The organism is Rhodococcus sp. 06-221-2 (assembly GCF_002258365.1).
Taxonomy (GTDB): Bacteria; Actinomycetota; Actinomycetes; order Mycobacteriales; family Mycobacteriaceae; genus Rhodococcoides; species Rhodococcoides fascians.
Genome location: NZ_NOYJ01000010.1, coordinates 1 through 25,309, shown reverse-complemented (window position 1 = coordinate 25,309; position 25,309 = coordinate 1). Strand labels below are relative to the sequence as shown.

Annotated in this window: 19 protein-coding genes and 1 pseudogene; 8 read left to right on the top strand and 12 right to left on the bottom strand. The window is 63.2% G+C overall.

What is annotated here, in order from left to right; all coding sequences use genetic code 11:
- Nucleotides 1–29: 29 nt before the first annotated feature.
- Genes CH281_RS26755 through CH281_RS05165 form a run of 4 tightly spaced genes read right to left on the bottom strand, consistent with a single transcriptional unit; the run spans nucleotide 30 to nucleotide 3,353 of the window.
- Nucleotides 30–173, bottom strand: coding sequence for a hypothetical protein (locus CH281_RS26755; RefSeq protein ID WP_155288885.1), 144 nt, complete (start codon nucleotides 171–173; stop codon nucleotides 30–32).
- Nucleotides 174–195: 22 nt separating this feature from the next.
- Nucleotides 196–1,092, bottom strand: a complete 897-nt coding sequence (locus CH281_RS05175) for an alpha/beta fold hydrolase (RefSeq protein WP_048319519.1) — start codon at nucleotides 1,090–1,092, stop codon at nucleotides 196–198.
- The gene (locus CH281_RS05170; protein WP_094693249.1) at nucleotides 1,089–2,042 is read right to left on the bottom strand and encodes a catechol 1,2-dioxygenase; all 954 of its coding nucleotides are present in this window, start codon (nucleotides 2,040–2,042) and stop codon (nucleotides 1,089–1,091) included. Before CH281_RS05170 ends, CH281_RS05175 begins: the two co-directional genes overlap by 4 nt.
- A 39-nt stretch (nucleotides 2,043–2,081) precedes the next feature.
- On the bottom strand, nucleotides 2,082–3,353 hold the full coding sequence (locus CH281_RS05165; protein WP_082519260.1) for an aromatic ring-hydroxylating oxygenase subunit alpha: 1,272 nt from the start codon (nucleotides 3,351–3,353) through the stop codon (nucleotides 2,082–2,084).
- 255 nt (nucleotides 3,354–3,608) lie between these two features.
- Between CH281_RS05165 and CH281_RS05160 the strand changes: the two genes are divergently transcribed.
- A complete protein-coding gene (locus CH281_RS05160; RefSeq protein ID WP_032385614.1) occupies nucleotides 3,609–4,604 on the top strand; it encodes an NAD(P)/FAD-dependent oxidoreductase in 996 nt (331 codons plus the stop codon).
- A gap of 43 nt (nucleotides 4,605–4,647) precedes the next feature.
- Nucleotides 4,648–4,983, top strand: a complete 336-nt coding sequence (locus tag CH281_RS05155) for an indolepyruvate ferredoxin oxidoreductase subunit alpha (protein ID WP_032385615.1) — start codon at nucleotides 4,648–4,650, stop codon at nucleotides 4,981–4,983.
- 4 nt (nucleotides 4,984–4,987) lie between these two features.
- Here the strand turns inward: CH281_RS05155 and CH281_RS05150 are convergent, their stop codons facing one another.
- The 6 genes and pseudogenes from CH281_RS05150 to CH281_RS05130 form a co-directional block, all read right to left on the bottom strand.
- A complete protein-coding gene (locus tag CH281_RS05150; RefSeq protein WP_032385616.1) occupies nucleotides 4,988–5,563 on the bottom strand; it encodes a TetR/AcrR family transcriptional regulator in 576 nt (191 codons plus the stop codon).
- 35 nt (nucleotides 5,564–5,598) lie between these two features.
- A complete protein-coding gene (locus tag CH281_RS05145; RefSeq protein WP_094693247.1) occupies nucleotides 5,599–7,122 on the bottom strand; it encodes an aldehyde dehydrogenase family protein in 1,524 nt (507 codons plus the stop codon).
- A gap of 80 nt (nucleotides 7,123–7,202) precedes the next feature.
- Nucleotides 7,203–8,009, bottom strand: coding sequence for a 2-keto-4-pentenoate hydratase (locus CH281_RS27220; RefSeq protein ID WP_256983372.1), 807 nt, complete (start codon nucleotides 8,007–8,009; stop codon nucleotides 7,203–7,205).
- 75 nt (nucleotides 8,010–8,084) lie between these two features.
- Nucleotides 8,085–9,200, bottom strand: a pseudogene (locus CH281_RS27125) (multidrug effflux MFS transporter); the annotation flags it as partial.
- A gap of 109 nt (nucleotides 9,201–9,309) precedes the next feature.
- Nucleotides 9,310–9,825, bottom strand: coding sequence for a hypothetical protein (locus CH281_RS05135; protein ID WP_048319512.1), 516 nt, complete (start codon nucleotides 9,823–9,825; stop codon nucleotides 9,310–9,312).
- On the bottom strand, nucleotides 9,816–11,753 hold the full coding sequence (locus CH281_RS05130; protein WP_167325245.1) for a primary-amine oxidase: 1,938 nt from the start codon (nucleotides 11,751–11,753) through the stop codon (nucleotides 9,816–9,818). Before CH281_RS05130 ends, CH281_RS05135 begins: the two co-directional genes overlap by 10 nt.
- 281 nt (nucleotides 11,754–12,034) lie before the next feature.
- Between CH281_RS05130 and CH281_RS05125 the strand changes: the two genes are divergently transcribed.
- Entirely contained in the window at nucleotides 12,035–14,008 is a 1,974-nt protein-coding gene (locus CH281_RS05125) for a GMC family oxidoreductase N-terminal domain-containing protein (protein WP_143544761.1), read from the top strand.
- Between the two features lie 72 nt (nucleotides 14,009–14,080).
- Here the strand turns inward: CH281_RS05125 and CH281_RS05120 are convergent, their stop codons facing one another.
- Both CH281_RS05120 and CH281_RS05115 read right to left on the bottom strand, forming a co-directional pair.
- Nucleotides 14,081–14,917: an alpha/beta fold hydrolase gene (locus CH281_RS05120; RefSeq protein WP_230591082.1), complete on the bottom strand. Its 837-nt coding sequence runs from the start codon at nucleotides 14,915–14,917 to the stop codon at nucleotides 14,081–14,083.
- 4 nt (nucleotides 14,918–14,921) lie between these two features.
- Nucleotides 14,922–16,370 carry an APC family permease gene (locus CH281_RS05115; RefSeq protein WP_032385621.1) on the bottom strand — a complete coding sequence of 483 codons (1,449 nt, stop codon included), beginning with the start codon at nucleotides 16,368–16,370 and terminating at the stop codon, nucleotides 14,922–14,924.
- 411 nt (nucleotides 16,371–16,781) lie between these two features.
- Here CH281_RS05115 and CH281_RS05110 point away from each other — a divergent pair, with 411 nt between their 5' ends.
- The 5 genes from CH281_RS05110 to CH281_RS05090 all read left to right on the top strand — a co-directional run bounded on the left by CH281_RS05110 (nucleotide 16,782) and on the right by CH281_RS05090 (nucleotide 25,065).
- Entirely contained in the window at nucleotides 16,782–17,618 is an 837-nt protein-coding gene (locus CH281_RS05110; RefSeq protein WP_094693243.1) for an alpha/beta hydrolase, read from the top strand.
- Between the two features lie 142 nt (nucleotides 17,619–17,760).
- Nucleotides 17,761–20,871: an NAD-glutamate dehydrogenase domain-containing protein gene (locus CH281_RS05105; RefSeq protein ID WP_094693241.1), complete on the top strand. Its 3,111-nt coding sequence runs from the start codon at nucleotides 17,761–17,763 to the stop codon at nucleotides 20,869–20,871.
- A gap of 46 nt (nucleotides 20,872–20,917) precedes the next feature.
- Entirely contained in the window at nucleotides 20,918–21,802 is an 885-nt protein-coding gene (locus CH281_RS05100; RefSeq protein ID WP_027496138.1) for a universal stress protein, read from the top strand.
- A 23-nt stretch (nucleotides 21,803–21,825) separates the two neighbouring features.
- On the top strand, nucleotides 21,826–23,379 hold the full coding sequence (locus CH281_RS05095) for an APC family permease (protein ID WP_094693393.1): 1,554 nt from the start codon (nucleotides 21,826–21,828) through the stop codon (nucleotides 23,377–23,379).
- 330 nt (nucleotides 23,380–23,709) lie between these two features.
- Nucleotides 23,710–25,065 carry an MFS transporter gene (locus tag CH281_RS05090; RefSeq protein ID WP_094693239.1) on the top strand — a complete coding sequence of 452 codons (1,356 nt, stop codon included), beginning with the start codon at nucleotides 23,710–23,712 and terminating at the stop codon, nucleotides 25,063–25,065.
- Nucleotides 25,066–25,309 lie beyond the last annotated feature (244 nt).

Genomic DNA, 25,309 nt, shown 5'->3' with positions numbered 1-25,309 from the left:
TTGGATGCTCCTACTCAGTCGATACGGTGCTATTGATTGATGCGATGTACTTGGGTGTTGACGCGTGCCAACGGGTTCGGGATCAGACGCTGGTGGGTGGCCAGGCGCCCGCTGAAGTAGCGCAGCGCGCCGATCCCGGTACCGATGGCCAGCGGGATGTACAGAATCTTCACGACGGTGTCCTCGTTCGCTCGATCAGGGATGTTGGCTGGCAGTGAAGAATCCGGACACCACCGCGTGGTACGCAGCGGGCCGCTCTTCCTGCAGATGGTGCGAGACGTTGTCCATCACATGCAGATTGCCGCGTTTGATCATGCGCGCGAGCATCATTGGATAGTCGGGCGTGAGGAATGCATCCTCGCGGCCCCAGATGAACAAGGTGGGCGCCTCGATCAGGCCCAATTGCTGTGTCAGGTCCTGCCATTCGCCGCGTGGGCTGTCCGACATCGCAGCGAGTGCCGTTTCCTCGGGATCGAGGCTCTGCTGGTAGCGCATGTCCAGGGTCTCCTCGGGGAGACGATCGGGGTCGCACCATTCCAGGCGGGTGATCAGTGTCCGCATCTTTTCCCGGGTGGGTCCTTCGCCGCCGTAGTAGACGTCCCGTGCGGTCCGTCCCCGATGACCGCGCTCGGGAAGTGGTGCCAGTGGACCGTAGAACACCGGCATACTTCCGGTGATCACCAGTGAGCGAACACGCTCGGGGTGCAGGGCAGCGAAGTTCAGGGCGATCGTTCCACCCCACGAGTTGCAGACGAAGTCGGCTTGCTCGATGCCGAGTGCGTCCATCAGCGCCACCGTCTTGGCCGCATGGAAGTCCCACATCGGGCCATCGATCAGGCACTTCTCCGACTGCCCGTACTGCAGGATATCCACCAGCACGCAACGTCGGTCTGCCTCGAAATACGGTGCGACGGGGCCGAAGTCACTCCACGCGGTGCATCCTGGGCCGCCGCCGTGCAGGAAGATCGTGTCCTGCCCGGTGCCGATGTCGTAGTAGTGGTACGTGGCACCGTCCGCTTCGATGAAGCGGCTTTCCGGGGGTGCCGAAGCGGCGGGCGACTTCCCGACCGCAACCGGTGATGCGACAGTCATGAGTTCTTCTCTCCTGGCAAGGTGTGGGGTTCGATCACTGCCACGCCCATTCCCGTCAACCATTCGGGCATCGGCGAATACGCAAGGGTCTTGCCCGGCGCGAAGCCGAGAGCAGCAGCCATCATCAGCCACGTTCGTAGCTCCTGGCCACCGTTTCCTGCGTTTTCGGCAATCTGCTCGGACGTCCACTGTGTGTATTTCTGCAGATCTCCGTGTTCGAGATCGCGCAGAAACTGTTCGTCGAATTCCGGGAATATGGTCGGCTTCGCTCCGACGATGATTTCCCGTCGCCGCTTGTCGTAGCGTTCCCATTCGCCGCGCCCGTTCAACCAGGCTTCGACCAGGAACTCCTCGTCCTCGCCCTCGGGAGCGGTCCAGTCACTGGGCCACGGCAACTGGTGTGACAGTCCGCCCGAGGCGACGACCACGACGCGGCGGTCACCGAAGCTCTCGATTGCCGCGGCGATATTGCGACCGAGCTCGGCGACACGAGGAAGTGTCGGCAGGGGCGCGGCGAACACGTTGACCACCAACGGCACCACCGGGACGTCGATCCCGTCGAGCAGGTACTGAATTGCGTGGGACTGACCGTGGTCGATCTGCAGGCGTGCCGAAATGGCGACTTCGGTGCCGGCATCGACGAGGTACTGAGCCAACGCACGAGCGAATTCGGGATCGGTCTTCTGCGGGCCCTTCGGTGTTCCGCCGTCACCTGCGGCAACGACCTCGCCGACGCCCATGGTGAAGGACGGGATCATGTCCAGCCAGAACCCCCGGAAGTGATTGGATCCCACCAGAACCACGACATCCGGACGTGCTTCGACGATGCGGTCGCGGGCCGTCGCGAGTCCTTCTCGAAATGCCTCGGCACGCTCGGTGTGAACGACCTTGTCCCAGTGGGTGTTCATCAACGTGGAGTGAGATGCCCCGATTCCCAGCACGATTGACATGTTTTGCTCCTTCGGTCGAGCTCGAATCAGAGGGTGAGATCAGTTCGGGGTCGGTACGTCGATGCCCTGTTCGGCCAACGCGTCGATCCGATCCTCTGTCGTGTCCTCGGCGAGCTTGCGCCACTGCAGAAGCGAGTCGTCGGGCCGGTACAGCTTCTCCGGCGGTGCATCGGTCACCTCGACCATCCACTTGTCCTGGCTGGAGAACTGACCGTGGAACAGCCAACGGACCGCTCCGAGGTACTTGAAGTAGAAGGGAATGGTCTTGAGCCCCTTTTGGAAATCCGCCATCACTCCCACGTAGAGGTGGTTGTCCTCGTCCACCGGTACGTAGAACTCGTAGTGAATGAAGGTGGGGTAGGCGATACGCAGAACACCCGGCATACTCACCGACGCGAAACCCGGGAACTCCTGTGCCGCAATCACCGGGTTCACCTCACGGTGTGAACCGGTGTTGCCGATGTTCGTGGTGGTCTTCGGCGGGTTGCTCTTGAACCACGCCTTCCCGGTCCACTTGCCGAGGCCGGGGAAGTCCGCATCCCAGAACTGTTCCAGCTGAACTCGGTAGATCCAGCGACCGCGCTTGACGATCTTGGTGGTGTTCCACACCGGCATCGCCTTGAACAGCCGCCACAGCGCCGTTCGGTGCAGGTACTTCGCGTGTCCCTCGTCGTACCCGTTCTCGCAGGCGAAGCGCCAGTTGCCTTCTCGCGGCATGATTCGCGATCCGATGACGGCAGCGTTGCTGACGAGTTCCTCGGGCAGCTGCTCGTCGATGGGGTGTGGCTCTTCACCGTCGCCGACGAAAATCCACACCATTCCCAGTCGTTCCTCGACGTGGTAGGTCGGTTGGGTGACCTTGCCGCAGATCGGCGACTTGGGACCGTCGGTGATGGCGGCCTTGAGGTCGCCGGTCTCGAGATCGAAAGTCCAGCCGTGGTACACGCACGAGATCGTGCCGGGAAACTGCTTGTTCCCGTAGCTCAGCGGCACTCCGCGGTGGGGGCACCGATTGGCCATGCCTCGGACGACACCGCGGTCGCGGATGACGAAGATGTCCTCGCCGAGCAGCTTGACCCGTACGGGACGCTCGCCGACCTTGGACGAGAACACCACCGGGTACCAGTAGCCGCGAAAGCCTGCTCCGGCTGCCTGATACAGGGGCCAACTCGACCAGTCCTGCCTACCGGGCAGGTTGCCGTCCTTCTTCTTCTGGGCCGGCGTCTTCACTCGGTCCGCTTCTTTCGGCGGTGTCGCGACGGTAGGGCGCGATACCGTCGACGCCGCGCGGGGTTCCAGCGTCTCGCTCATATGTGCTCTCCAGGTGCAGTTCACTCGTGTCGTGGGAAGCGATCGACTTCTCGACCGATCGCTCCGAGTCGGCACAGCACATCACTGCGTTGCGGACACCACAATCGAAGCGGTCCGCCTACCGGAATTTGTCCACGCGCCCGGCTTTCTCGGACCGAGAACCCCGCCCGGTTCCGCTCAGCGGTCCAATCCACGTGATGTATCCGACGGCGGCGCCTACTGTCCCTAGGACCCAACGAACTCGAAGGAGACCCGATGACCATTCAGCCCTCGGTCGTCACGACCGACGTCGCCATCGTCGGTGCTGGCCCGACCGGACTCTACGGCGCGTACTACGCCGGCTTTCGCGGGCTGGAGACCGTAGTCATCGACGCTCTCCCCCAGGCAGGAGGGCAGGTGATGGCCCTGTACCCGGAGAAGCAGATTCGCGACGTGGCCGCGCTGCCGTCGATACGGGGTCGCGACTTCGTCGCGAATCTCGTGGAGCAGGCCGGTGCCTTCTCACCGACCTATCTACTCGGCCGTCAGGCCATCGAGCTGACCCACGAGGACGGCCTGCCGGTCCTGACCCTCGACGACGGCACGATCGTTCGTGCCGGTGCCGTCGTGCTGACCGCGGGTATCGGTACCCCGACGCCGCGGGCGATGGAGACCGGTACCGAATGGCTCGGATCCGCGCTCTCCTACTTCGTCACCGATCCCACGGTCCATGCCGACCAGGATGTCGTCATCGTCGGTGGCGGTGACTCCGCGCTCGACTGGGCAGATGCACTGGCCTCGATCGCCCGATCGGTCACGTTGGTCCACCGCCGAGCCACGTTCCGTGGTCACGCCGCGACTCTCGAACGCGTGCGTTCGGGCAAGGTCGCCATCCACACGGACACCGAAGTCCTTGCCCTGGTGGGCGATCTGGAAACCGGGTCGTTGTCGAAGGTGGCGCTTCGGGCGAAGAACGGCGAGGAAACCGTCGTCGCGGCCGATCATGTGATCGCCGCTCTCGGCTTCATCAGCAATCTCGGCCCCATCCGCGACTGGAACCTCGAACTGCGAGGCCGTTCCATCGCCGTCGACCGTTCGGGTCGAACCAACCTGCCCCGCGTCTACGCCGCCGGTGACGTGACCGACTACGACGGAAAGGTCAAGCTCATGTCGGTCGGATTCGGTGAAGTCGCGACCGCGATGAATCACGTTGCGGTCGACCTCGACCCCGACCTGGTGCTCTTCCCCGGACATTCGACCGACGGCGCCTGAGCGCCTCACCACACCAGACCTCACCACACCAGGAGGAACCAGCATGTCCTACGTCATCGGAATCAACTGCATCGATCAGCTCGATCGGTCGTGCATCGAAGTGTGCCCCGTCGACTGCATCTACATCGGCGACCGCCGCAGCTACATCAACCCCAACGAGTGCATCGACTGCGGGGCATGCGAAGTGGAGTGCCCGGTGGACGCCGTCTTCGTCGACCGAAAAGCGCGCAAGGATCCCGAGCTCGCAGAATTCGTCGCAGATTCCATCGCCTTCTTCAACGAGCCGTTGCCGGGAAGAAGCGAGCCGATCGGTGATCCGGGCGGATCTCAGAAATTGGGACCGTTGGGCGTCGACACCGAATTCACTGCGAATCACTGAGCGATCAGCTCGCGACCAGACGCCGGAGGACTTCTCGCAGCTGCTCCAGCAGCTGCGAGGTCCTGTCGTCGTCGGAGAAGACCATGTGCTGCATCACCAGTCCGTCCAGTGCCGAGAACACCAGCTCCGAGATGCTGCCGTCGGGGTCGGGCACGCCGGCATTGTCGAGCGTGTGTCGGACCTGAGCCGCATACCGCCGGTACAGTCCACGCACGTTTTCGATCGGTAGATTACCGCGGACCGCCTGAGTGGTCTCGTCGTATTGAAGCAACTGGCGCTTACGCGAATTATTGAGTGTTGGAACGAGATTGGAGGCAAACTCGTCGATCGAGTTCGCCTCCAGCCCGACGTCGTCCGAATCCTGTTCCGCCGCTCGGCGAAACGCTTCGATCAGCAACTGCTCCCGGGTGCCGAAATGGTGCCGGACCAAGCCGTGCGCCATGCCCACGCGGGCAGCCACGGCCCGGTAGGTGACAGCCTGTACACCGGTCTCACCGGCGATATCGATGGCCGCATCCAGCAGTCGATCCCTGGTGGACTGATCGGATTCATGTTCCGTCGAGTCGTCGGCAGCGTTCATCCTCACAGCAAACCACGCTACCGACGACCGCGTCGCTACTGCCCGGCCAATCCCCACAGTGGTGGTCGATCGCCTCCGAGATCGATGTTGACCGACTTGACTGCGGAGTACTCACGGAGTGTCTCGAACGACAACTCACGTCCGAACCCGCTGTCACCTCGGCCGCCCATCGGCATCCCGGGCGGCAGATCGAACCATCGGTTCACCCACACGATTCCCGCGTCCAGGCGATCTGCGAACTGATGCGCGCGGCGCAGGTTCTGTGTCCAGACCCCGGCCGCCAAGCCGTACGGCGATGCGTTCGCGCGAGCGATCGCTTCTTCGTCGGTTCGGTAGCGTTCCGCGACGGTCACCGGACCGAAGACTTCGGTCCGCACGATCGTGGCCTTGCCCTTCGGATCGGCCAGCAGCACCGGACGATGATAGAACCCACCGTGCAAAGAGTCGTCCAGATCGAGTGGCTCGTCTCCGACGACCACCGAGACACCCTCCGCGCGCGCCCGCTCGACGTGTGCGCTGACCAGTTCGAGTTGACGACCCGACACCAGCGGTCCCATCTCGCTGCTCGGATCAGTCGCGTCGCCCACCTTGATCTTTCGGGCCACCGCAGCGAACCGCTCGACGAATTCGTCGTGGATGTCGTCGTGCAGCAGTAGACGCGAGGCTGCGATGCACGCCTGACCGTTGGCCAGATAGATCCCCATCAGCGCGTCCTGAACCGCGAGTTCGAGGTCCGCGTCGGCAGCGACGATCATCGGTCCCTTGCCGCCGAGCTCCATCAAACTCGGCCGCAGTGTGCGCGCTGCGGAACCGAGAATTGCCCGGGCAGTGTCCGGACCACCGGTGAACGTTATCTTGGCGACGTCGGGGTGCGAGACCAGAGCCGCTCCCGTCTCGGGGCCGAGACCGGTGACGATGTTCAGCACACCGGCCGGCAGGAGGTCACCGATCAACCGGGTGAACTCGAGAATGCTCGCAGACGCGTACTCCGAGGGCTTGACGACGACCGTGTTGCCGGCGGCCAGCGCGGGTGCCACCTTGTTGGCGAAGGTGATCAACGGCGAATTCCACGAGATGATCGCCGCGACCACGCCGAGAGGTTCGCGCTTGGTGTAGAGCAGGGTGTCGGGGTTCGACAGCGGAATCTGCTCGCCGTTGAATGCGCGAATGACGCCGGCGTAGAACCTGAAAATTGCCACCACTGTAGGGATGTCGGCAATTCCTGCTTCGCGGACCGGTCGGCCGTTCTCGGTCGCCAACAAGGCACCGAAACGTTCGCCGTCGGCCTCGAAGCGATCCGCGATCGACAGCAGGATTGCTTGTCGCTGATCCTGCGTCGTCCTGCGCCACTGTCCGAAGGCGCGGACGGCCGCCGCCACGGCGGACTCCGCGTCCTCGGCCGTGCCCTGCGGCAGGACCGCCCACGGGCTTCCGACGCTGGGGTCGACCGCTTCGAAGGTGCTAGGGGCGCTCACCCAGTCGCCACCGATGAACTGCTGATAATCCCCGTTGGGGACGAAAGCCGCGCGGGCTGTTTCCGACGAGAGAATGGACGACATTGTTCTCCTTCTGACGTGACACGTTGCGAGTACAACCCGCTTCCGTAGCGCGATACACGGAGAAGGGTTGTCTCGGTTTACTACTGGAAGGAAGCGCTCACCGATCCGAGGCCGGTCAGGGTGGCCGTGACCGACTGTCCTGCTGCGACCGCCCGCATCGGTCCCAAAGCTCCGGACAGAACGACCTGGCCGGCACGCAGCGGCCGACCGAGGTCTGCCGCGGTCTGCGCCAGCCAGACGACGGCTGCGACCGGATCGCCGAGGCAGGCGGCACCGGTGCCCTCGGACACCTGAGTTCCGTCGATCGACATGGTCATCTGCACCTCGGTGAGGTCCAGATCCCCGAGCAACACTTGCCGATCACCGAGTACGTAGGCACCCGCCGACGCATTGTCGGCCACGGTGTCTGCAAAGCTGATGTCCCAGTTGCTGATTCGGCTACCACATACCTCGAGGGCGGCGACCACGTAATCGGTGGCTCGTCTGACGCGATCTGCGTCGAGAGGCCCGTCGGCCAGATCTTCGCGCAATACGAAGGCGATCTCGGCCTCGACCCGCGGCTGTGACACCTGCTCGGCGGGAATGACGGCGTCGGCACCGTAGGCCATGTCGTCGAACAGCATTCCGAAGTCGGGACGGTCGACACCCAATTGCGCCTGAACGGCTTTCGACGTCAAACCGATCTTTCGGCCGACCACGACCGCTCCGGAATCCAGACGCTCGTTGTTGAGAATCTCCTGTACCGCATAGGCCGCCGTCACGTCGTCACGGCCGATCAGGTCGCGGACCGGCTCGCAGGGCTCGCCGCTGTTCGCAGCGTGATTCAGCCGCTCGGCGGCGGCCTCGATGTTGTTCTGGCTCACAGTCACGACGCAAGCTTCGGACACGGGGGCGTCACCGGCAACAACTGCGTCTCGCTCAGCGGTCCTCACCGTCGGTCCGGTGCCGACGAGAACCAGCACCAAGGCAACCGACGCCGCGAAAGCCATCATGGTCGCCACTGCGAGGGCGTCGTTGCCGAGGAGACCGACGACGGGTGCGGCTGCCGCTGCGAAGGCGAATTGGACGCCGCCGATCAAGGCCGACGCGGTACCGGCCAGGGACCCGTAGCCTGCCAGTGCTTGCGCCGGAGCGTTCGGTAGGACCGTGCCCATCACCGCCAAGATCAGCAGCACCGGCACCCCGAAACCGATCAACCCGCCCGTATCGGTCGCCGCCAAGACCACGAACACGACGGCAACGACGGTGCCGATCAGCAGCGCAGAGAGCAGAACGGTTCGAGTTGTCCATCGACGAAGAACGACGACGTTGAGCTGCGAAGCTCCGATCAAGACGACTGCGCCTGCGGCAAAAGCGATTCCGAACTGCTGCGGAGTGAGTCCGAAGCTACCTTGTAGGACGAACGGCGAGGCAGAGATGTACGCGAACATCACCACCCGGCCCAGGCCACATACGAGCACCATCGAGACGAAGGCTCGATCCGTGCCGAGGCGCGCGTAATTCCGCAGAACCGTGCGTGCACTGTTCTGCTGCCGCGCCGCCGGGGGCAAGGTCTCGGGCATCGCGAACGCACCGATCGCGACCGCCGTCAGTCCCAGAGCCGCGAGGATCACGAAGATCACGCGCCACGTAGACACTTCGACGACCAGGCCACCGATCGACGGTGCCAGGATCGGTGCCACGCCCATCACCAGCATCAGCCGGGACATCATGACCGCAGCGGCGTTGCCCTGGTAGAGGTCTCGCACCACGGCCATGGCGAGGACCGCCCCGGCTGCACCTCCGAAACCCTGCAGGACCCGAAGCACTGCCAGCACCTCGATACCCGGCGCGACCACGCACCCGAGAGAGGCCGCAACATGGAGCAGCGACGCCACGATCAGTGGACGTCGCCTACCCAGTGCGTCCGACATCGGACCGATCACCAATTGGCCGACGGCGAAGCCGATCAGAGTGCCGGTCAGGGTGAACTGCACCGCCGTCTCCGATATCGCGAATTCGGTTGCGATGACGGGAAAAGCCGACAGATACATGTCGACGGTGAACGGACCGAGTGCGGTGAGCGCACCGAGCATCACGACCAAGCGAAGACGGCCCCGACCCGACGGTGCCGTCACCGCGGACGCGGAAACTCCGGTGCCGTCGGCACCGGAGTTTCCGTGTTCGCTCTCGGTCGCGGCGATGGATCTACTCACCGCCGGCACGCAGTGCACGCACCGATGCGCCCACTGCCAACACGATCTGAAGGGCTGCGAAGAACAACCCGGCCTGCATCAATCCCTCGAACGACTGCGCGGACAGAACACTGCCGGAGCCTGCCATGTCCATCGCCCCGTGCCCCATCGCAGCGTGATCCATGGCGCCGCTTTCCGCCGCCGTGTGGCTCGAGTGGCCCAGCGACGTCGACATCAACGCCCAGTGCACAGTGAGCATCGCGATACCGAAACCGGCGGTCACCGCGTACTCGCGTACGCGGTGGCCGTTGCCCTTCCTGCACGTGAACGCCACGCACAGGCCGGACAGAACGAGCATCGGCACAACCATGCCGAGCATCGCCGTGCCCGTGACGATGAGCAACACGACGTGCACCACCAGACACAGAATCGCAACAGCGGCGAGGACGGCATCGACGAGATCGACTCCAGCCCTAGTTCTTTCGCGCCCGGGTGGCATGCCCACCACAGGCCCGAGGGTCAGTGACACGACGCTTCGCCCGGCTGGTCGTCTGCAGTGCTCCCGCCGTGTGCACTCGACGAAGCAGGCACGTCCAGCGCCGGGTTCTTGTCGAAGAAGTTCACCGGCAGCAGGTGGAAACCGACGACCTCGGTCGGCATGACCGGCCAGTCCTCGGCGCGCGGAATGTGTGTCACTCCCAGGGTGTGCCACAGCACCACATCCGTGTTGTCGGTCGCGCGATTTTCCGCAGTCCATCGGGGAAGACCGTCACCGGAGCGGCTCTGGTTCGGGAAGTCACCCGAGGGGCGCATTTCAGCGGGCGAGTACGGCGTCACCCACATGTTGCGGGTGCCGAAACCGGCTCGCTTGGCAATCAATGAGGGATCCTGCGCCAGCATCGTTGCCGACGACCAACCGGGCAGGAACTTGTAACTGACCGGATTGCCCCAGGCGTTCTTCTTGGCGGTGTTCATGATCTGCCAACTGCGAGACGACTGCGTGTTGGTGTGGTCGTCACCGGTCAATTCGCGGTCGATGACCGTTTTCTTGACTCCGATTGCGTTGCCGTAGGGATTGTCCGGGCCGACAGGCACCCCGTAGGCATCGTTCTGTACGACAGTGTTCTGCCACCCGTCGATTTCGGTATCGAGCCGGAACGAGAACAGATGCTGGTGGTAGCTGGACACGATGTTCTTGGCGATCCGGGTGCCGTGCGCAGAGGTCTCACCCTCTTCGACGGAGCGGGTCTGCACGATCCCCAGTAGCTTGACCTCCATTTGAATGGAGGCGTCCTGGTAGAAGTTCCAGTAGAAGCCGTAGTGGTAGTTGCCGACGGTGGCGATGAAGCTGACGACCAGGCGACGCGAGCGACGTACGTCGACCTTGCCGGTCATCCAGTCGGTGTGCTTCCACAGAATGCCCGCGTCCTCTTCGTGGATGCAGATCGCATTCTCGATAGTGGTCGGTTCACCGTTCTCGCCGGCATTCTCCGCGTCCAGGTAGACGATCTCACCGAGGCAGTCACAGCCGAGTCGAAGCGAATTGGCGAGCTTTCCGAGGCCGAACTCGCCGGCGTCGAATGCGCTGCGCCAGAAGTGCTCCTTGGAAGGGTCGCCGTAGGGTACGACCATTTCGCCCAGGGACGCGCGGTGCAGAACCGAGCGGTACTCGTCCCCGTCCAGGTACTCCACCGCATGCAGCACCAGTCCCTCGAGCGGATGCCAGTTGATCCGGAAGCGCCACTTCTGCCAGGTGAGCTCGCGGCCGTCGATCTTGAATCCGACGCCCTCGGGCTGAGTGATGACGAGCGGGGCGACGTCGGAGCGCATCGGCTGGTTCGCGTCCGCCGTGTAGTTGGCCTGCTCGACGTTCATCGGCCGCACGCCGAAGTCGTGGACGTCGATGACCTTCAGCGCCACCAGATCGACCACAGCGATGACACCCTCGATGGGGTGCGCGTACCCGTTGTCGTCGGGAAAATCGCGGTAGTAGGAGACCGAGCCGGCCAGACGCCTGCCGTCTACGGGGTAATCGAGCACGCCGGGCACGGCCATGTTGCCGACGCCCCACGGATCGATCTGGACCTTGTCCATGTCGGTGATGCCGCGCAGCGCAAGCGCCTCGACGTATCGCGGATCCTGCTTGATCAGGTCGGGAGCAAGATCGAACTCCTCGAGCAGGACGGGTGCAGCACCGTCGGTGATAACGGAGGACGAGACCACGGCGTCGGCATCGAGATCGACGACGACATCGTGCGTCGTTCCGGACGCACGATCGACCAACAGAACCCTTGCGCGACGGGCGATCTCGTGACCTTCGCGGAGCAGTCGCTTGTCCGGCTCGTCGGTGTAGACCGCGGCGAACCCCGGCCTTTCTGCGATGGCCTCACGACGAACGACATCTGCGACGCGGCGAAACTCGTCGGATGTCAGGGAATCGAAGAGCGGATGACGCACGGGTGTTCCTTTCATAGCATTCATCTGGTCGAGATCTCGAGTCGCCAGCGTGTGCTTCCTACACAACCAGTGTGCGGTCGAGCGCGCAGCTCGATGTTTTGCTCAGCGGTCCTCGAGGCAGCCGGGCCTCTGTGTCGCGAGCTCCGCCCGGGCGGCCGCCGCACGCAGTATCGCGGGGCATCTGCCCCGATCACGCTGTGCCGGTCCGCTCACCGAGACTGCGGGCCCTGCGATCGATGGTCCAGGTGGACACTGGCGAATTCTGACTGAAAGGAGTTCTGGTGACTGTCGATTCCGCACGATCATCCTGGGACCGCCGCGTTTTGGCCGCACTCTGCGACACTCTGATTCCGCGAATCTCTGCGCCACATTCGGCCTCGACGGACGAGCAGGTGTTCTGGAGCACGAGTGCCTCCGATCTCGCCGTGGACCGGATTCTCGACTCGGTCCTCCCACTCTCGGCCCCACATGTGCACATCCTCGTAGGCCGCACCCTCGACGCCCTGTCGGAATCGTTCGCGGACAGCTCGCCCGATCGCCGCGACGAGCAGTGGCTGACGGTGCTCGCCGACCCGTCGACTCGTCCTGGCGCTCTGATAGTGCAGAGCACGGTGTTGGCAATGTTCTACACCGTGCCGGACGAGGCGTCGAAGAACCCGACGTGGCCGGCCCTCGGCTTTGCCGGTCCGTTGCTCGAACCGCCGACCGCAGTGCAGTTTCCGAAGACCTTGACCGTGGCCGAGCTACCCGACAACGGGTCGATCACGTTGACGGTCGATGCGGTGGTCGTGGGTTCCGGTGCGGGCGGCGGCGTTGCCGCGGCCCGTCTCGCGGCCGCGGGTATGAAGGTACTCGTACTGGAGAAAGGTGGCTATCGGAACGAGCCCGATCTACCTCAGTTGGAGGCGTTCTCGTTTCCGAATCTGTATCTCGGCGGTGGATTCGTCTGGTCGACCGATGCCAGCGTCGGCCTGTTGGCAGGCTCGACTGTCGGTGGCGGAACCACGGTCAACTCCATGGCGTGTCTCCCGACGCCCGAGTACGTACTGGACGAATGGGTCGAGGCAGGCATGGAGGGCGCGTCCTCGGACGAGTTCGGCCCGCACATCGAATCGGTGATGCAGCGGATCAACGCTGTACCCGCCAATACCGTGCACAACAGCGTCAACCGAATTCTCAATCGCGGCCTCGACGCTGCCGGACTCCAACGAAATACTCTGGCACGCAACGCCAAAGACAATGACGACCGATTCTGCGGCGAGTGCAATGCCGGTTGCCTCGTAGGATGCAAACAATCCACGATGAAAACTTTCCTTCAGGATGCCAGCGACTCGGGTGCGCAGTTGCTACCCCAGTGCGACGTCCAGGAAATCGTGCACGCCGATGGCCGCGCAGTCGGCGTCCGAGCGGTGGTGAACACTCCCGACGGAGACCGGGACGTACTCGTGGAGGCACCGATCGTCGTGGTCGCCGCGGGCGCGCTCGCCTCGCCCGTTCTCCTGCAACGTTCCGGGCTGGGTGGGCCGAGCGTCGGTCGAAACCTGCACGTTCACCCCTCGTACTTCGTCAGCGGAGTGTACGACGAGGTCGTGAAGGGCTGGGCCGGGCAGATTCTCACCAGCGTCAGTCATGACTTCGAGCACGTGGAAGGCGAACACGGATTCGTCGTGGAAGCCGCGCCCATGGGCCTCGGCTTCTGGACGGGTCTCACACCGTGGCACTCCGGTGAGCAACACAAGCAGGAGCAGTTACGCCTCGAACACGTCTCCGGGGTCTGGGGCTTCGTTCGAGATCACGGCTCCGGACGGGTGGAGGGTGACGCGCACGGAATGCCGGTCGTCACATGGGGTCTCGACGATCCGGTCGACCTGGCAGTCGTCCGCCGTACGCATCAGGAACTCGCGCGCATCCTCCGGGCATCGGGTGCCGAAGAAATTTTCACGTTCCTTCCATCCGACCCTCGCTGGCGTCAGGGCGATGACTTCGATGCATTTCTCGACACGCTCGGCAGCCTGGACGCCGCGGACATCCTGACATTGTCGGCACACCAGAGCGGCTCCTGCCCTACCGGCCTCGACCCGACGACATCGGTGGTGAACGGCCGCGGTCGCCTCCACGATTGTTCCGGAGTCTATGTCGCGGATGCGAGCGCGCTACCCACTGCGCCTGGGGTGAACCCCATGGTGTCGATCGAAGCCTACGCACGCAGAACCGCGGAATTCATTGTGCAGGAATGGGACTCCGAAATACCCTGACCGTCGCAGTGCACAAGCTCGAACGCTGGTGTGCATTGTGCACACCAGCGTTCGAGCTTGTCGACGTCGGTTTCAGCGATCCTTGGGCGTGTGCGTGTCGAGGAAGCCGACGACCGCGTCGGCCACCGGTGTCGGTAGTTGCTCCACCATGGGAATGGTGCCGCCCTCGATGACCACGATGTCGACCGTCGCTGCCTGCACGAGACCGTCCCGCACGAGGCCGACATCGGGGAAGGAGAACGGGTCCGCGTCGCCACCGAGGATGAGTACCGGGGCCGTCACCTCGCCGATCCGATCTTCCATGACGTACCGCGAACACGCGATATGTCCCTCGGCCGGATCCACCCCCGGCGCAAGCGCGTCGCGCACGAAGCGATCGAGTAGGTCCGGACGATTCGGCGGATAATACGGTTCTCGCTGGCCCCACCACGTCGTGAGATGGCCACCGTGCGAGTCGATTTCCGCGACGTCGACGCCGGGGCCGTCAGCGTGACCGGCACGGTATTCGGGGCCGGTGTAGGACGGCGACGACAGGATCACGGACTTCACCCGACCTGGTGCCGCACTGGCGACCTCCACCGCGACCACGGCCCCGGTGTGGTGACCCATCACCGAGAACTGATCGAGACCCAACGCATCCGCTAGATGCAGAACACCCGAGGCATACTGCTCGATCGTTTGCGGGCCAACAGGTTTGGCGGACTGACCGAATCCGTACATGTCCATGGCGATGATGCGACGGGACGGGCCGACGAGGGGCATCAACTCGGCGAATTCGTCCCACGAACGCGGGGTCTGGTGCAGGCAGATCAACGGGACTCCCTCGACTCCGGCTTCTGCATAGTGCAGTTGACCGAGCGGGGTGTCGGCGTAGCCGAAGCGCACGAGGGTCGTGGTGTCGTCGAGCACGGCTTCAGTCGACAAGGGTTCGGCCCATGTTCGCGTAGGTGTCCTGCCGGTTCTTGCGTGCGTACAGCGCAACCCCGATTGCCACCACGATCGTCGCGAGATGCAGCAACGGTAGACCGTTGATGATCACCGAATCGGTACCGGTGATGGCCGAGAAGTTGGACAGCGCGAAATATGTGATTGCTCCGAAACCGATCAGCGCCAGGGCCGGCGCAACCGTGTGGCCCCAACCGAATCGACGCTGCCGAGCGAAGAACACCAGCACTGCCAGCGATGTCGTGGTGATCAAGACCATCAGACCGACCGCTCCGAAACCGGTCAGCGCGGACGTGAGGGTCGTCAGAGGGTCGAGCCCGGCGACGGCGAAGACGATGACGACCGCCGTCTCGATCACATAGCTCGTCGAACCGGCAACCACCGGCGACTGATGGCGCGGGTGCAGGGTTCGCATCGACCGCGGCAGGAAGCCGTCCCGGCCCAGTGCGAACAAATACCGTGACGCTGCGTTGTGGAAGGCAAGCACTCCGGCGAAGCAACTCGTCACGATCAACGCCTCGAGTGTCGTTGTCCACGCGGAACCGACGAACTCGTCGCTGAGGTCGTAGACGAATGTGCCCGGGCTTGCGGCTGCCGCGGCGGTGGCGCCACTCGAACTGGCCAGGAATGCCCAGGACGTCAGGACGAAGAAGAAGCCGATGCATCCCATCGAAATGTACGTCGCACGAGGAACGGTGCGTTTCGGATCGCGTGCTTCCTCAGCGTAGATCGCTGTCCCTTCGAAGCCCTGGTAGCACGAGAACGCGAAAATCATCGCGACGCCGATGGCTCCGGGAACGAAAACCTGACTGGGACTGAACGATTCCATCGGAAAGCTGCCGATCCCGTTTCGCGCGATGATCGCAATGTCGAGCACCAGAATGACCACGAGCTCGACGACGAGGGCCACTCCGAGTACGCCTGCAGCAAGCGTGATCTTGCGATAGCCGAGCAGGAACACGATCACCAGGCCCACCAAGGTATAGACCCACCATGGAAGATCGATGCCGAAAATCTTGTTGGCGCTACCCGAGGCGAAGAAACCCATCGCGCCACTGGTGGCGCATGCCAGCGCGATGTAGGCACTGGTAGCGATGTAGGCACCGGCCAAGCCGACGGGACGCCCCAGCCCTCGCACGATGTAGGCGAAGAAGGCTCCGGCGTTCTGCACATAGGGAACCATCCGGGTGAAACCGACGGCGAACAGAAGCATGATGACGAGTACGAACACGTACATTCCGGGTGTACCGATACCTACCCCCAGTCCGATGGCGAGCGGCAGAATTGCCACAGCGCCTCCGGCGGGCGCAACCGTGGCCATCACCATGAACACGATGTGCGCGACATTGAGACTTCCCTGCGCGAGCTCGGTCGACCCCTCAGTCGTCGATGCGCTGCTCTGCGTACGTGGCACCATAGATTTCAACTCCTCCTGCGAACACCAAGGACGACGAGCGCCGTCGAATAGCGATCAGTGTGGAGAGATATTCACCTGGTCGCCATGTGAAAGGTCCGCTCAGTGACACCGAGGCCGGCCTCGACCCAGCTGGAACCCGCCATGAGCACCCGGTTTCGACGATTTCGAACCGCTGGCCAGCGGTTCGCTGACCGGAATTACGTGCACCTCGATCCTTTGCCCGGGTGGTCCACACCAGCAACGTACCGCCTGGTCGTGTGGCCCGGACGTGTACCGCTCGGTGTTCTGCATCCCCTACTCCGTCCAGGCGACGGTGCCCTCCCCGATGCGGACGACTCATCCATATTTCGGCGTGCGCAGTGGGCGAAGAATCCATCCCCCCTGAAGCCTGCTTCCCCTACTGTCGGCACCATGACCCTCGATCGAATAGCGGTACCCGGCGGAGATCTCGTCGTCGAAACACACACCGGCACCAGCGAGCCCGTCCTCGTGGTGCACGGCGTGTCCAGCCAGCGCGTGCTGTGGGGCTGGCTGCGGGCGGAATCGCCACACCTGACACTGGTCGCACCGGATCTGCGCGGCAGGGGCGACAGCGTCGAGGTCACGGGGCCGTCGTCGCTCGCTCGGCACGCAGACGACCTGGACGCCGTCATGGATGTCCTCGGACTCGACGCTGCACACGTGTGCGGAATGTCCATGGGTGGATTCGTGGCAGTCGAGTTCGCGGCCCGGTATCCATCTCGAGTGAAGAGTCTCGTTCTCGTCGACGGAGGCGTTCCGGTGGCACCGCCCGCCGGTCTCACCCGCGAGACCGTCGGAGCTGTGTTCGCGGACAGAATTGCTCGAACTCAGAAGCATTTCGACGCCGTCGACGAATACGTCGACTTCTTGGTGTCGACGTCGCTGCCGCTTCTCGACCCGGCGGATCCACTCCTGCGGACGTACGCCGAACACGATCTGGTCGACGGGTCGGTGCGGCTGTCGACCGAGGCAGTCGTCTCCGACGCCGAGGATGTGTTCTTCGGCGAGTCACGGTTTCGAGAACTGACGATGCCGATTCGATTCCTACACGCGCAGTGGAGCATTGGTAAGAACTCGGCACCGATGTACTCGCCCGAAGACATCGATGCGCTCGACCTGACCTCGATCACCCCGATGATGGAACTCGACCATGCCGGCACGATCATGACCTCGGCCGGTGCCGCCGCCGTGGGAGCACGAATCGACGAGGCGCTGCGGAACGGGTGATGAAGCAGCACAAGGACCGGAATGGAGCGGTCCGAGGACGTCGGCTGTCCATTTCGTCAGCTGTGTCGTGCGTCTCGTTCAGCCAGACTTAGCCGACAGTGAGCGCCGCCTCACCCTCGTCGAGCATGGTCAGGAGAAACAAATGAGCGGTGCCGGTGCAGTCCGGGAGGACAGCGGTGTGCGGCTGCGGTTCATCGACACTGCGGACCAACAGATGCCCGTTGCCATCCTGGAGTGGCAGCGTCGCGCTCCACTTCTCGCCGATCTGGTCGCATTGTTCGCCGATCTCGGGCTACGTGTGGCGAACCACGAGTTGTTGCCGTCGGGCGAAGACAGCGACGCCTTCGTTCACAGATTCGGTTTCAGTACCGATGAAATCGATTGGTCCGCAGCAACTCCGAACCTGCTGCGGGCTGCATTCGAGGCCGCCGCATCGGGCGATCTCGAGGTCGATGGCTTCACTCGCCTCATCGCATCGGCGTCCATCCCGTTCACCGACGCCGTTCTCGTTCGCGCCGCAGCCCGCTATCTCGGCCAGGTAGGGCTGGAGCTGTCCGAACCCACTGTGGTCTCGATACTGCTGCGGCACAGCGACTTCGTCCGAGGATTCTGCGCACTCTTCCATGCACGATTCGATCCCGACGTGACCGACCGCGACAGGCTGACGGCTGCCGCCGAGGACATTCTCGACACCGCTGTCGAGCGCACCTCGGCACTCGACGAGGATCGCTTGTTACGAGGACTGCGTTCTTTCCTCTCGGCAGTGTTGCGCACCAATTGGTTTCAGCACGACCGCACGGTAGGCGCCCCACCCGCAGCGTTCAAGATCGACCCGGCACGATTGTCCCTCTCTGCGGCCGTCACCCCGTACCGCGAAATCTTCGTGCACTCGCCGATCGTCGAGGGGAGTCACGTTCGGAGCGGTGCGATATCTCGCGGGGGCCTGCGTCATTCGGACCGGCACGACGATTTCCGCACCGAAGTACTCGATCTGATGAAGACGCAACACGTCAAGAATTCACCGATCGTGCCGATGGGTGCCAAGGGCGCTTTCGTGGTTCGAACGGAGACGACTCCCGAAGGTGTCCGCAACGCCTACACCGATTTCATCGAGGCACTGCTCGATGTCACCGACAACGTCGTCGACAGCGCGGTGGTGCATCCGACGCGCACGGTGATCCGCGACGGCGACGACCCGTATCTCGTCGTCGCCGCCGACAAGGGGACTGCGCGATTCTCCGATCTCGCCAACAGCATTGCAGTCCGCCGAGGCTTCTGGCTCGGGGATGCGTTCGCCTCGGGAGGCTCGGCGGGCTACGACCACAAGGCCATGGGAATCACCGCACGCGGCGGGTGGCTGTCGGTACGACGCCACTTCGCCGAGAAGGGGATCGACGTCGATACCGATGCGTTCACGGTGGTCGGTATCGGAGACATGTCGGGTGATGTGTTCGGCAATGGCATGCTCCTGAGCCACGCCATCCGACTCGTCGGCGCGTTCGATCACCGGCACATCTTTCTCGATCCGAACCCCGACCCCGAGGTCTCGTACCGCGAACGGGAACGGCTGGCATCGATCGCCGGAAGCAGCTGGGCAGATTACGACACCAGGGCACTGTCGTCGGGCGGTGCGGTGTGGCCCCGTTCGGTCAAGTCCATCGAACTGTCACCGCAGATGCAGGCACGACTCGGAATCGATGTCGGCACCCTCTCCCCCAACGCACTCGTCGAGGCGCTGCTCACCGCACCGGTGGATCTACTGTGGAACGGAGGGATCGGCACCTACGTCAAGGCCTCGACCGAGGGGCACTCCGACTCCGCCGATCCGGCCAACGATTCCGTTCGCGTCGACGCGTCCGAACTGCAGGCCCGGGTGGTCGGCGAGGGCGGCAATCTCGGCCTCACGCAGCGTGCTCGAATCGAATTCGCCCTTGCCGGGGGTTGCGTCAACGCCGACTTCATCGACAACGCCACGGGCGTCGCCACCTCCGATCGAGAGGTGAATCTGAAAATCGCGGTGGACGCGGCCGTCGCGGACGGCGAACTGTCCGTCACCGAGCGCAACAGAGCGCTGTCCCAGGTTCAGGACGAGGTTGCCGAGTCGGTGCTTGCAGATGCTGCATCGCAGACCCTGGCGATCAGCCTCGCCGAGGCCCACGCGCCGTTCCTGCTGGGCCGGCACGAACGGTTGATCGACAACCTCGAACGCGACGCGGGAATCAGTCGAGTCGCTGCGGTTCTTCCCTCGCCTGCCGAGTTGCGAGCTCGACATCGCTTGGGGCAGGGACTGGTTCGGCCCGAGATCGCGGTGCTGTTGGCGCAGTCGAAGAACCTGGTGGCCCTCGAATTGCTCGCCTCTCCCCTATTGGACGACCAGGTGTTCGACGGGGTACTCGCCGGCTATTTTCCAGAATCGATCCGTGTCCTGGTTCCTCACCACATTCGCAGGCATCCACTGGCGCGGGAGATCGTGGCGGTCGTCGTGACCGGACACATGATCGACCGCGTCGGGCCCGGCATGATTCACCGGCTGGAGGAGAGGCTGGGCGTGAGCACTGCCGATATCGCGGTCGCGTATGCCGTCGTGCGCCAGGTTTTCGACATCGACCATCTGTGGGACGTCGTTGCCGATCTACCTGGAATCCCGCAGAGCACCAGGCTGGTTTTGCAGTTCGGTGTTCAGGATCTGATCGAGCGGACCACGTCGTGGTTGTTGCGGAACCGCGACGAACATTCGACGCCGCTGGAGACGATCGAACGCTTCACGCGGCCGGTACGTGAACTCCGAGCATCGTTGCCGGAGTTGACCGGCGATCTCGTCGTCGATCAGAACACACTTCGACTCCTCTCCGAGGCATTCGCATTGGAGACGACAGCCCGGTCGCTCAACCGATCGATAGCGCACGTGGCGCAGACGTATCTCGAATTCGGCCGCGTCGTGGGTCTCGACCGGTTGGTGGAACGGTCCTCTGTCGCCTCCGGTGGAGCCGACTACTGGGACGCCATGGCAAGTGCGATTCTGGTCGATGCGATTCGTGAGCACTGGCACAACATGACCGAGCAGGTCCTGTCCGAGGCGGTACACACCGAATCTGCTCCCGACGCCGTTGCAGCGTGGCAGTCTGTGCACACCAATTCCGTCGAACGATTGGCCCAGATGGTCGGTGAACTCCACAGCGTGGAAGGGCTGAGCAATTCGCAAGTGTGCGTGGTGAGCGCAGAGCTGTCGCTCGCCCTGTCTCGGTGCCGATGATTCGCACTACCTCTACCTGTTCGATCGAAACGAAGGAGCCGTCCCCATGCGCTTGATCGTCGGATATCTCGCCACCCCCAGCGGTAAGGACGGTCTTACCCTCGGGGTGCAGCTCGCCCGCAGCCTGGGTGCTCAACTCGACATCTGCATGGTCCTACCGCCGGACCGCACCGTTGCGTCCAGAGTCCCCGCCGAAACCGGTTACGAGGACGTCCTGGTCACACGAGCGCAAGGCTGGCTCGACGAGGCGAAATCGTTGGTGCCGTCCGACATCGAGGTCGCCGTGCACGCAAGTTTCAACGATTCGTTCGCCCAGGGACTGCTGGACGAGGTGGCTCGGCTGGGGGCCTCGGCCATCGTCGTGGGTGCGTCCGGAGACGGGCTGCTCGGACGGCATTCCGTCGGCTCGGTCTCGACCGAACTGCTGCATTCGGCACACGTACCGCTTGCACTCGCGCCGCGCGGCACCCGGCACTCGTCTGCTCGGGAGATTCGTCAGGTGACCTGCGCACTCGGGACCAGGACGGGAGCGGATGTATTGCTGCGGACGGCGGTACGCACCTGCGAGAGAATGCACACTCCACTGCGGCTCGTGTCCCTGGTTGCGCTCGACCCCCGCAACGATCTTCGCGATGCCCGGGACAGCTACGACAGCGCGCGTGACCGTGCCGTCGCACACGCACGTGCCCTCGTGGACGAAGCGAAATCCACCTTGCCGGAGGACTTTCCGATATCGGTGACCATAGCGGACGGGTCGTCCGTCGAGTCTGCGGTGCGGACGCTCGACTGGCAGGACGGCGACCTCGTCATGGTCGGCTCCAGCCGCCTTGCACAACCGCGCCGACTCTTTCTCGGTTCGACGGCAGCGAAGATGCTTCGCGTCCTGCCCGTTCCCATGGTGGTCGTCCCCAAGCAGGAGTTCGAATCATGAATCCGTCGACGGAAGGCTCGAATATGGGCAAGAACGCAAGCGGGCCCTCGCCCACTGCAGGTGAAGTCAGCGCCAAGGGGCTGGCGACAGGCACAGTCGGCACCTTCTCTGGTGCGATACTCGGAATCTCCTCTGTCGCACCGGGTTACACTCTGACGGCAAGCATCGGTCTGATCGTCGCGGCCGTAGGTCTGAAAATGCCGGCAATCCTGATCGCGGGCTTCGTTCCGATGTTTCTCACCGCTTATGCCTACCGCGAGCTGAACTCCGAGTCTCCCGATTGCGGCGCGTCGTTCACGTGGTCGACCAAAGCATTCGGACCTTACGTCGGATGGATGTGTGGGTGGGGCATGGTGATTGCGACGATCATCGTGTTGTCCAATCTTGCGGCCATCGCGGTGCAGTTCTTCTATCTGTTCATAGCGAAGTTGTTCGACACACCGTCGATCGCCGATCTACCGGGCAACAAGTTCGTCAATGTCGGTACGACGCTGGTGTTCATCGCAGCGGCCACCTGGATTGCCAGCAGAGGCATCACCACCAGCGAAAAGCTGCAGATCGTCACGGTCGGCTTTCAGATGGTGCTTCTCGTCGTCTTCGCCGTCGTTGCGCTGATTCATGTCGGAGCAGGAGACGCCCCGGGCGAGGTCACTTTCGACTTGGACTGGTTCAACCCGTTCACCGGCGTGGCTGTCGGTGCGTTCGTCATCGGACTCACGGGATCCATCTTCGCTTTCTGGGGTTGGGATACGTGCCTGACGCTCGGCGAGGAATCGAAGAACCCGAAGACGACGCCCGGCCGCGCCGGGTTGCTCTGCGTGGCAACCATTCTGCTCACGTACCTCCTCGTCGCGGTGGCCGCCATGATGTATGCAGGGGTAGGCGAGGACGGCCTGGGCCTGGGTAACCCGGACAACGCCGAGAACGTCTTCGGCTCTCTGGCCGACCCGGTGCTCGGTAAATGGGGCGGACTGCTGCTGTTCCTGGCCGTGCTGGTGTCCTCACTGGCGAGTTTGCAGACCACGTTCCTTCCGGCTGCGCGAACGATGCTGGCGATGGGTTCCTACGGTGCCTTCCCCAAGAAATTCGCCGAAGTGTCACCTCGCTTCCTGGTGCCTTCCTACGCAACCGTCGTCGCAGGGGCCATCACCGCAGGGTTCTACACAGTGGTCACGTTCCTGTCCGAGCGCACTCTGATCGACACCATCGCGGCCCTGGGCATCATGATCTGCTGGTATTACGGCATCACGGCCTTTGCCTGCATCTGGTATTTCCGCGACAGGCTGTTCGACAGTGTCCGTAACACTGTCTTCCGCTTCCTGTTTCCACTTCTCGGTGGCCTCATGCTGCTCGCCGTTTTCGTCATATCACTCGGCGAGAGCATGAATCCCGACAACGCCAGCGGAGCCTCGATCGGCGGCATCGGACTCGTGTTCTTCCTCGGCTTCGGCATCCTGGTCCTCGGCGCTGTGCTGATGATCGTCATGAGGTTCCGCCATCCCGCATTCTTCGAGGGCAAAACCCTCGACCGCAACACCTCGGCATTGCGGGACGAAAGCGATCTGGCGGGCAGATAGCCGAGGCCCGAGAACGGCTCGAGTGCCCGACCTCAGTTGTGGGGTCGGGCACTCGCGCACGAGGTGACGATCGACGCTATAGCCGGTGCTGAGCTGGACGTCGATGGTCATCGGCGTCGGTGTGGCTCCACAACGCGGTCGCGGGAGGGGCCGGTGATCTCGGTGTAAAACTTTTCCTTGCTGTACGGCCAGTAAGTGGTTACGGTGTGATCGACAACACTACTTCCGGATCGGCATCCACGTCGGCGCGATAGGTACCGCGCGCTCGGGTGGCACCGTCCGCGCTTCGATGCACTCCACCATCCGACCGATGCTCCAGCGAAGGCAAAGATGAACACCGACAAATCGGAACCACCACTGCAGACCGCTCCGACCGAGACAGGCACCGCGCCCATCAACCACCGTCGTCAGTTGTTCGGTGGAATTCTGGGTCACGGTATCGAATTCTTCGATTTCCTTGCCTACGCCTATCTTGCGGTCTACTTTTCTACATCCTTCTTCCCGCAGTCGGATTCGCGGCTGCTTCCGCTGCTCCAGACATTCGGTGTGTTCGCCATCGGGTTCTTGGCCAGACCGATCGCCGGTCTGGTGATCGGCCTGTTCGCCGACCGCTTCGGACGCCGTCAGGCAATGACATTGACGATCTCGATGATGGCCGGAGGAAGCCTGCTGATCGCGGTCAGTCCGACCTACGGCCAGGTAGGAATTCTGGCGCCGATCATCCTGGTGACCGCCCGGCTGCTACAGGGGCTCAGTGCGGGCGGCGAGTACACCAGTGCATCGGCGTTCATTGTCGAGTCCGCGCCTGCGAACAGACGAGGCTTCTACTCCAGCTTCATGTTCGTCGCGTCCACCTCCGGCAAACTCTTCGCCTTGGGTTTCATCACGTTACTGGTCACCGTCCTCGGAACGGAGACCATGACCGAGTGGGGATGGAGAATTCCATTCGCGGTGGGTGGACTGGGTGCCGTTGTCGCGTGGTGGATTCGACGCAGCACCGTCGAGACATTGGACGTCTCCTCCGAGAAGCAGAAATCATCGCGACCGAGGCCGTTCGATGCGATCCGCGCATACCCGAAACAGACTCTTCAGATCTTCTTCCTGACAACAGGTTTGGCGGTCGGTCAATACTTCTGGGCAACTTACCTGACCGCGTACTTCGAGATCAAGAACGGTGCAGCCTCGTCGACGGCGTTGGCGGCCGGTTTGATCTCGTTGATCTTCTACCTCGCAATCCAGCCACTCGCTGGGTTGTTGTCCGACAAGATCGGTCGTAAACCCAGCCTGTACATCTACGGCATTTCCTCTATCGTGCTGACCGTTCCGCTCCTGTCCATCGAGGGAACCAGCTTGGCAGTCCTGGTACTCGTGCAAGCCACGGGAATGTTGATGCTCAGCTTCGCCACCTCCATAGGATCGGCAGTGATGGTCGAAATGTTCCCTGCGCGAGTGCGCGTCACCGGGCTGGGATTCCCCTACTCACTGTCTATCGCACTCTTCGGCGGTACTGTCCCCCTGATCGCCACCGCACTCGAAGACGCCGGTCATTCGAACTACTTCGCGTGGTACGTGGTCGCCACCGCGGCAATCAGTCTCATCGCGGCATTCACACTGCGTGAGAGCCGCGATGTGGATATCGAATCGGAGGACCTGAGGGATACGAGGGCTGCGAGCTCCGACTCGTAACGGCTCTCACCGTCGACCCGCTTACACCTCATGGTGAAGGCGGGTCGACCACTGTCTCCACCTGCGGACCCTCGAGACGCAATCACTCAGCGTCACAGTCATATCCAACTCGACTGAACCAACTGAAAGGCCCGGGCCGGCAACTGGCGGATTCTAGGGGTCCTCGCAACACCTGATGGTCAGATGCCTGTCAGTAGATCACGTAAACGCTCGGCTGGAGTTTTCCAGCCGAGCGTTTTGCGTG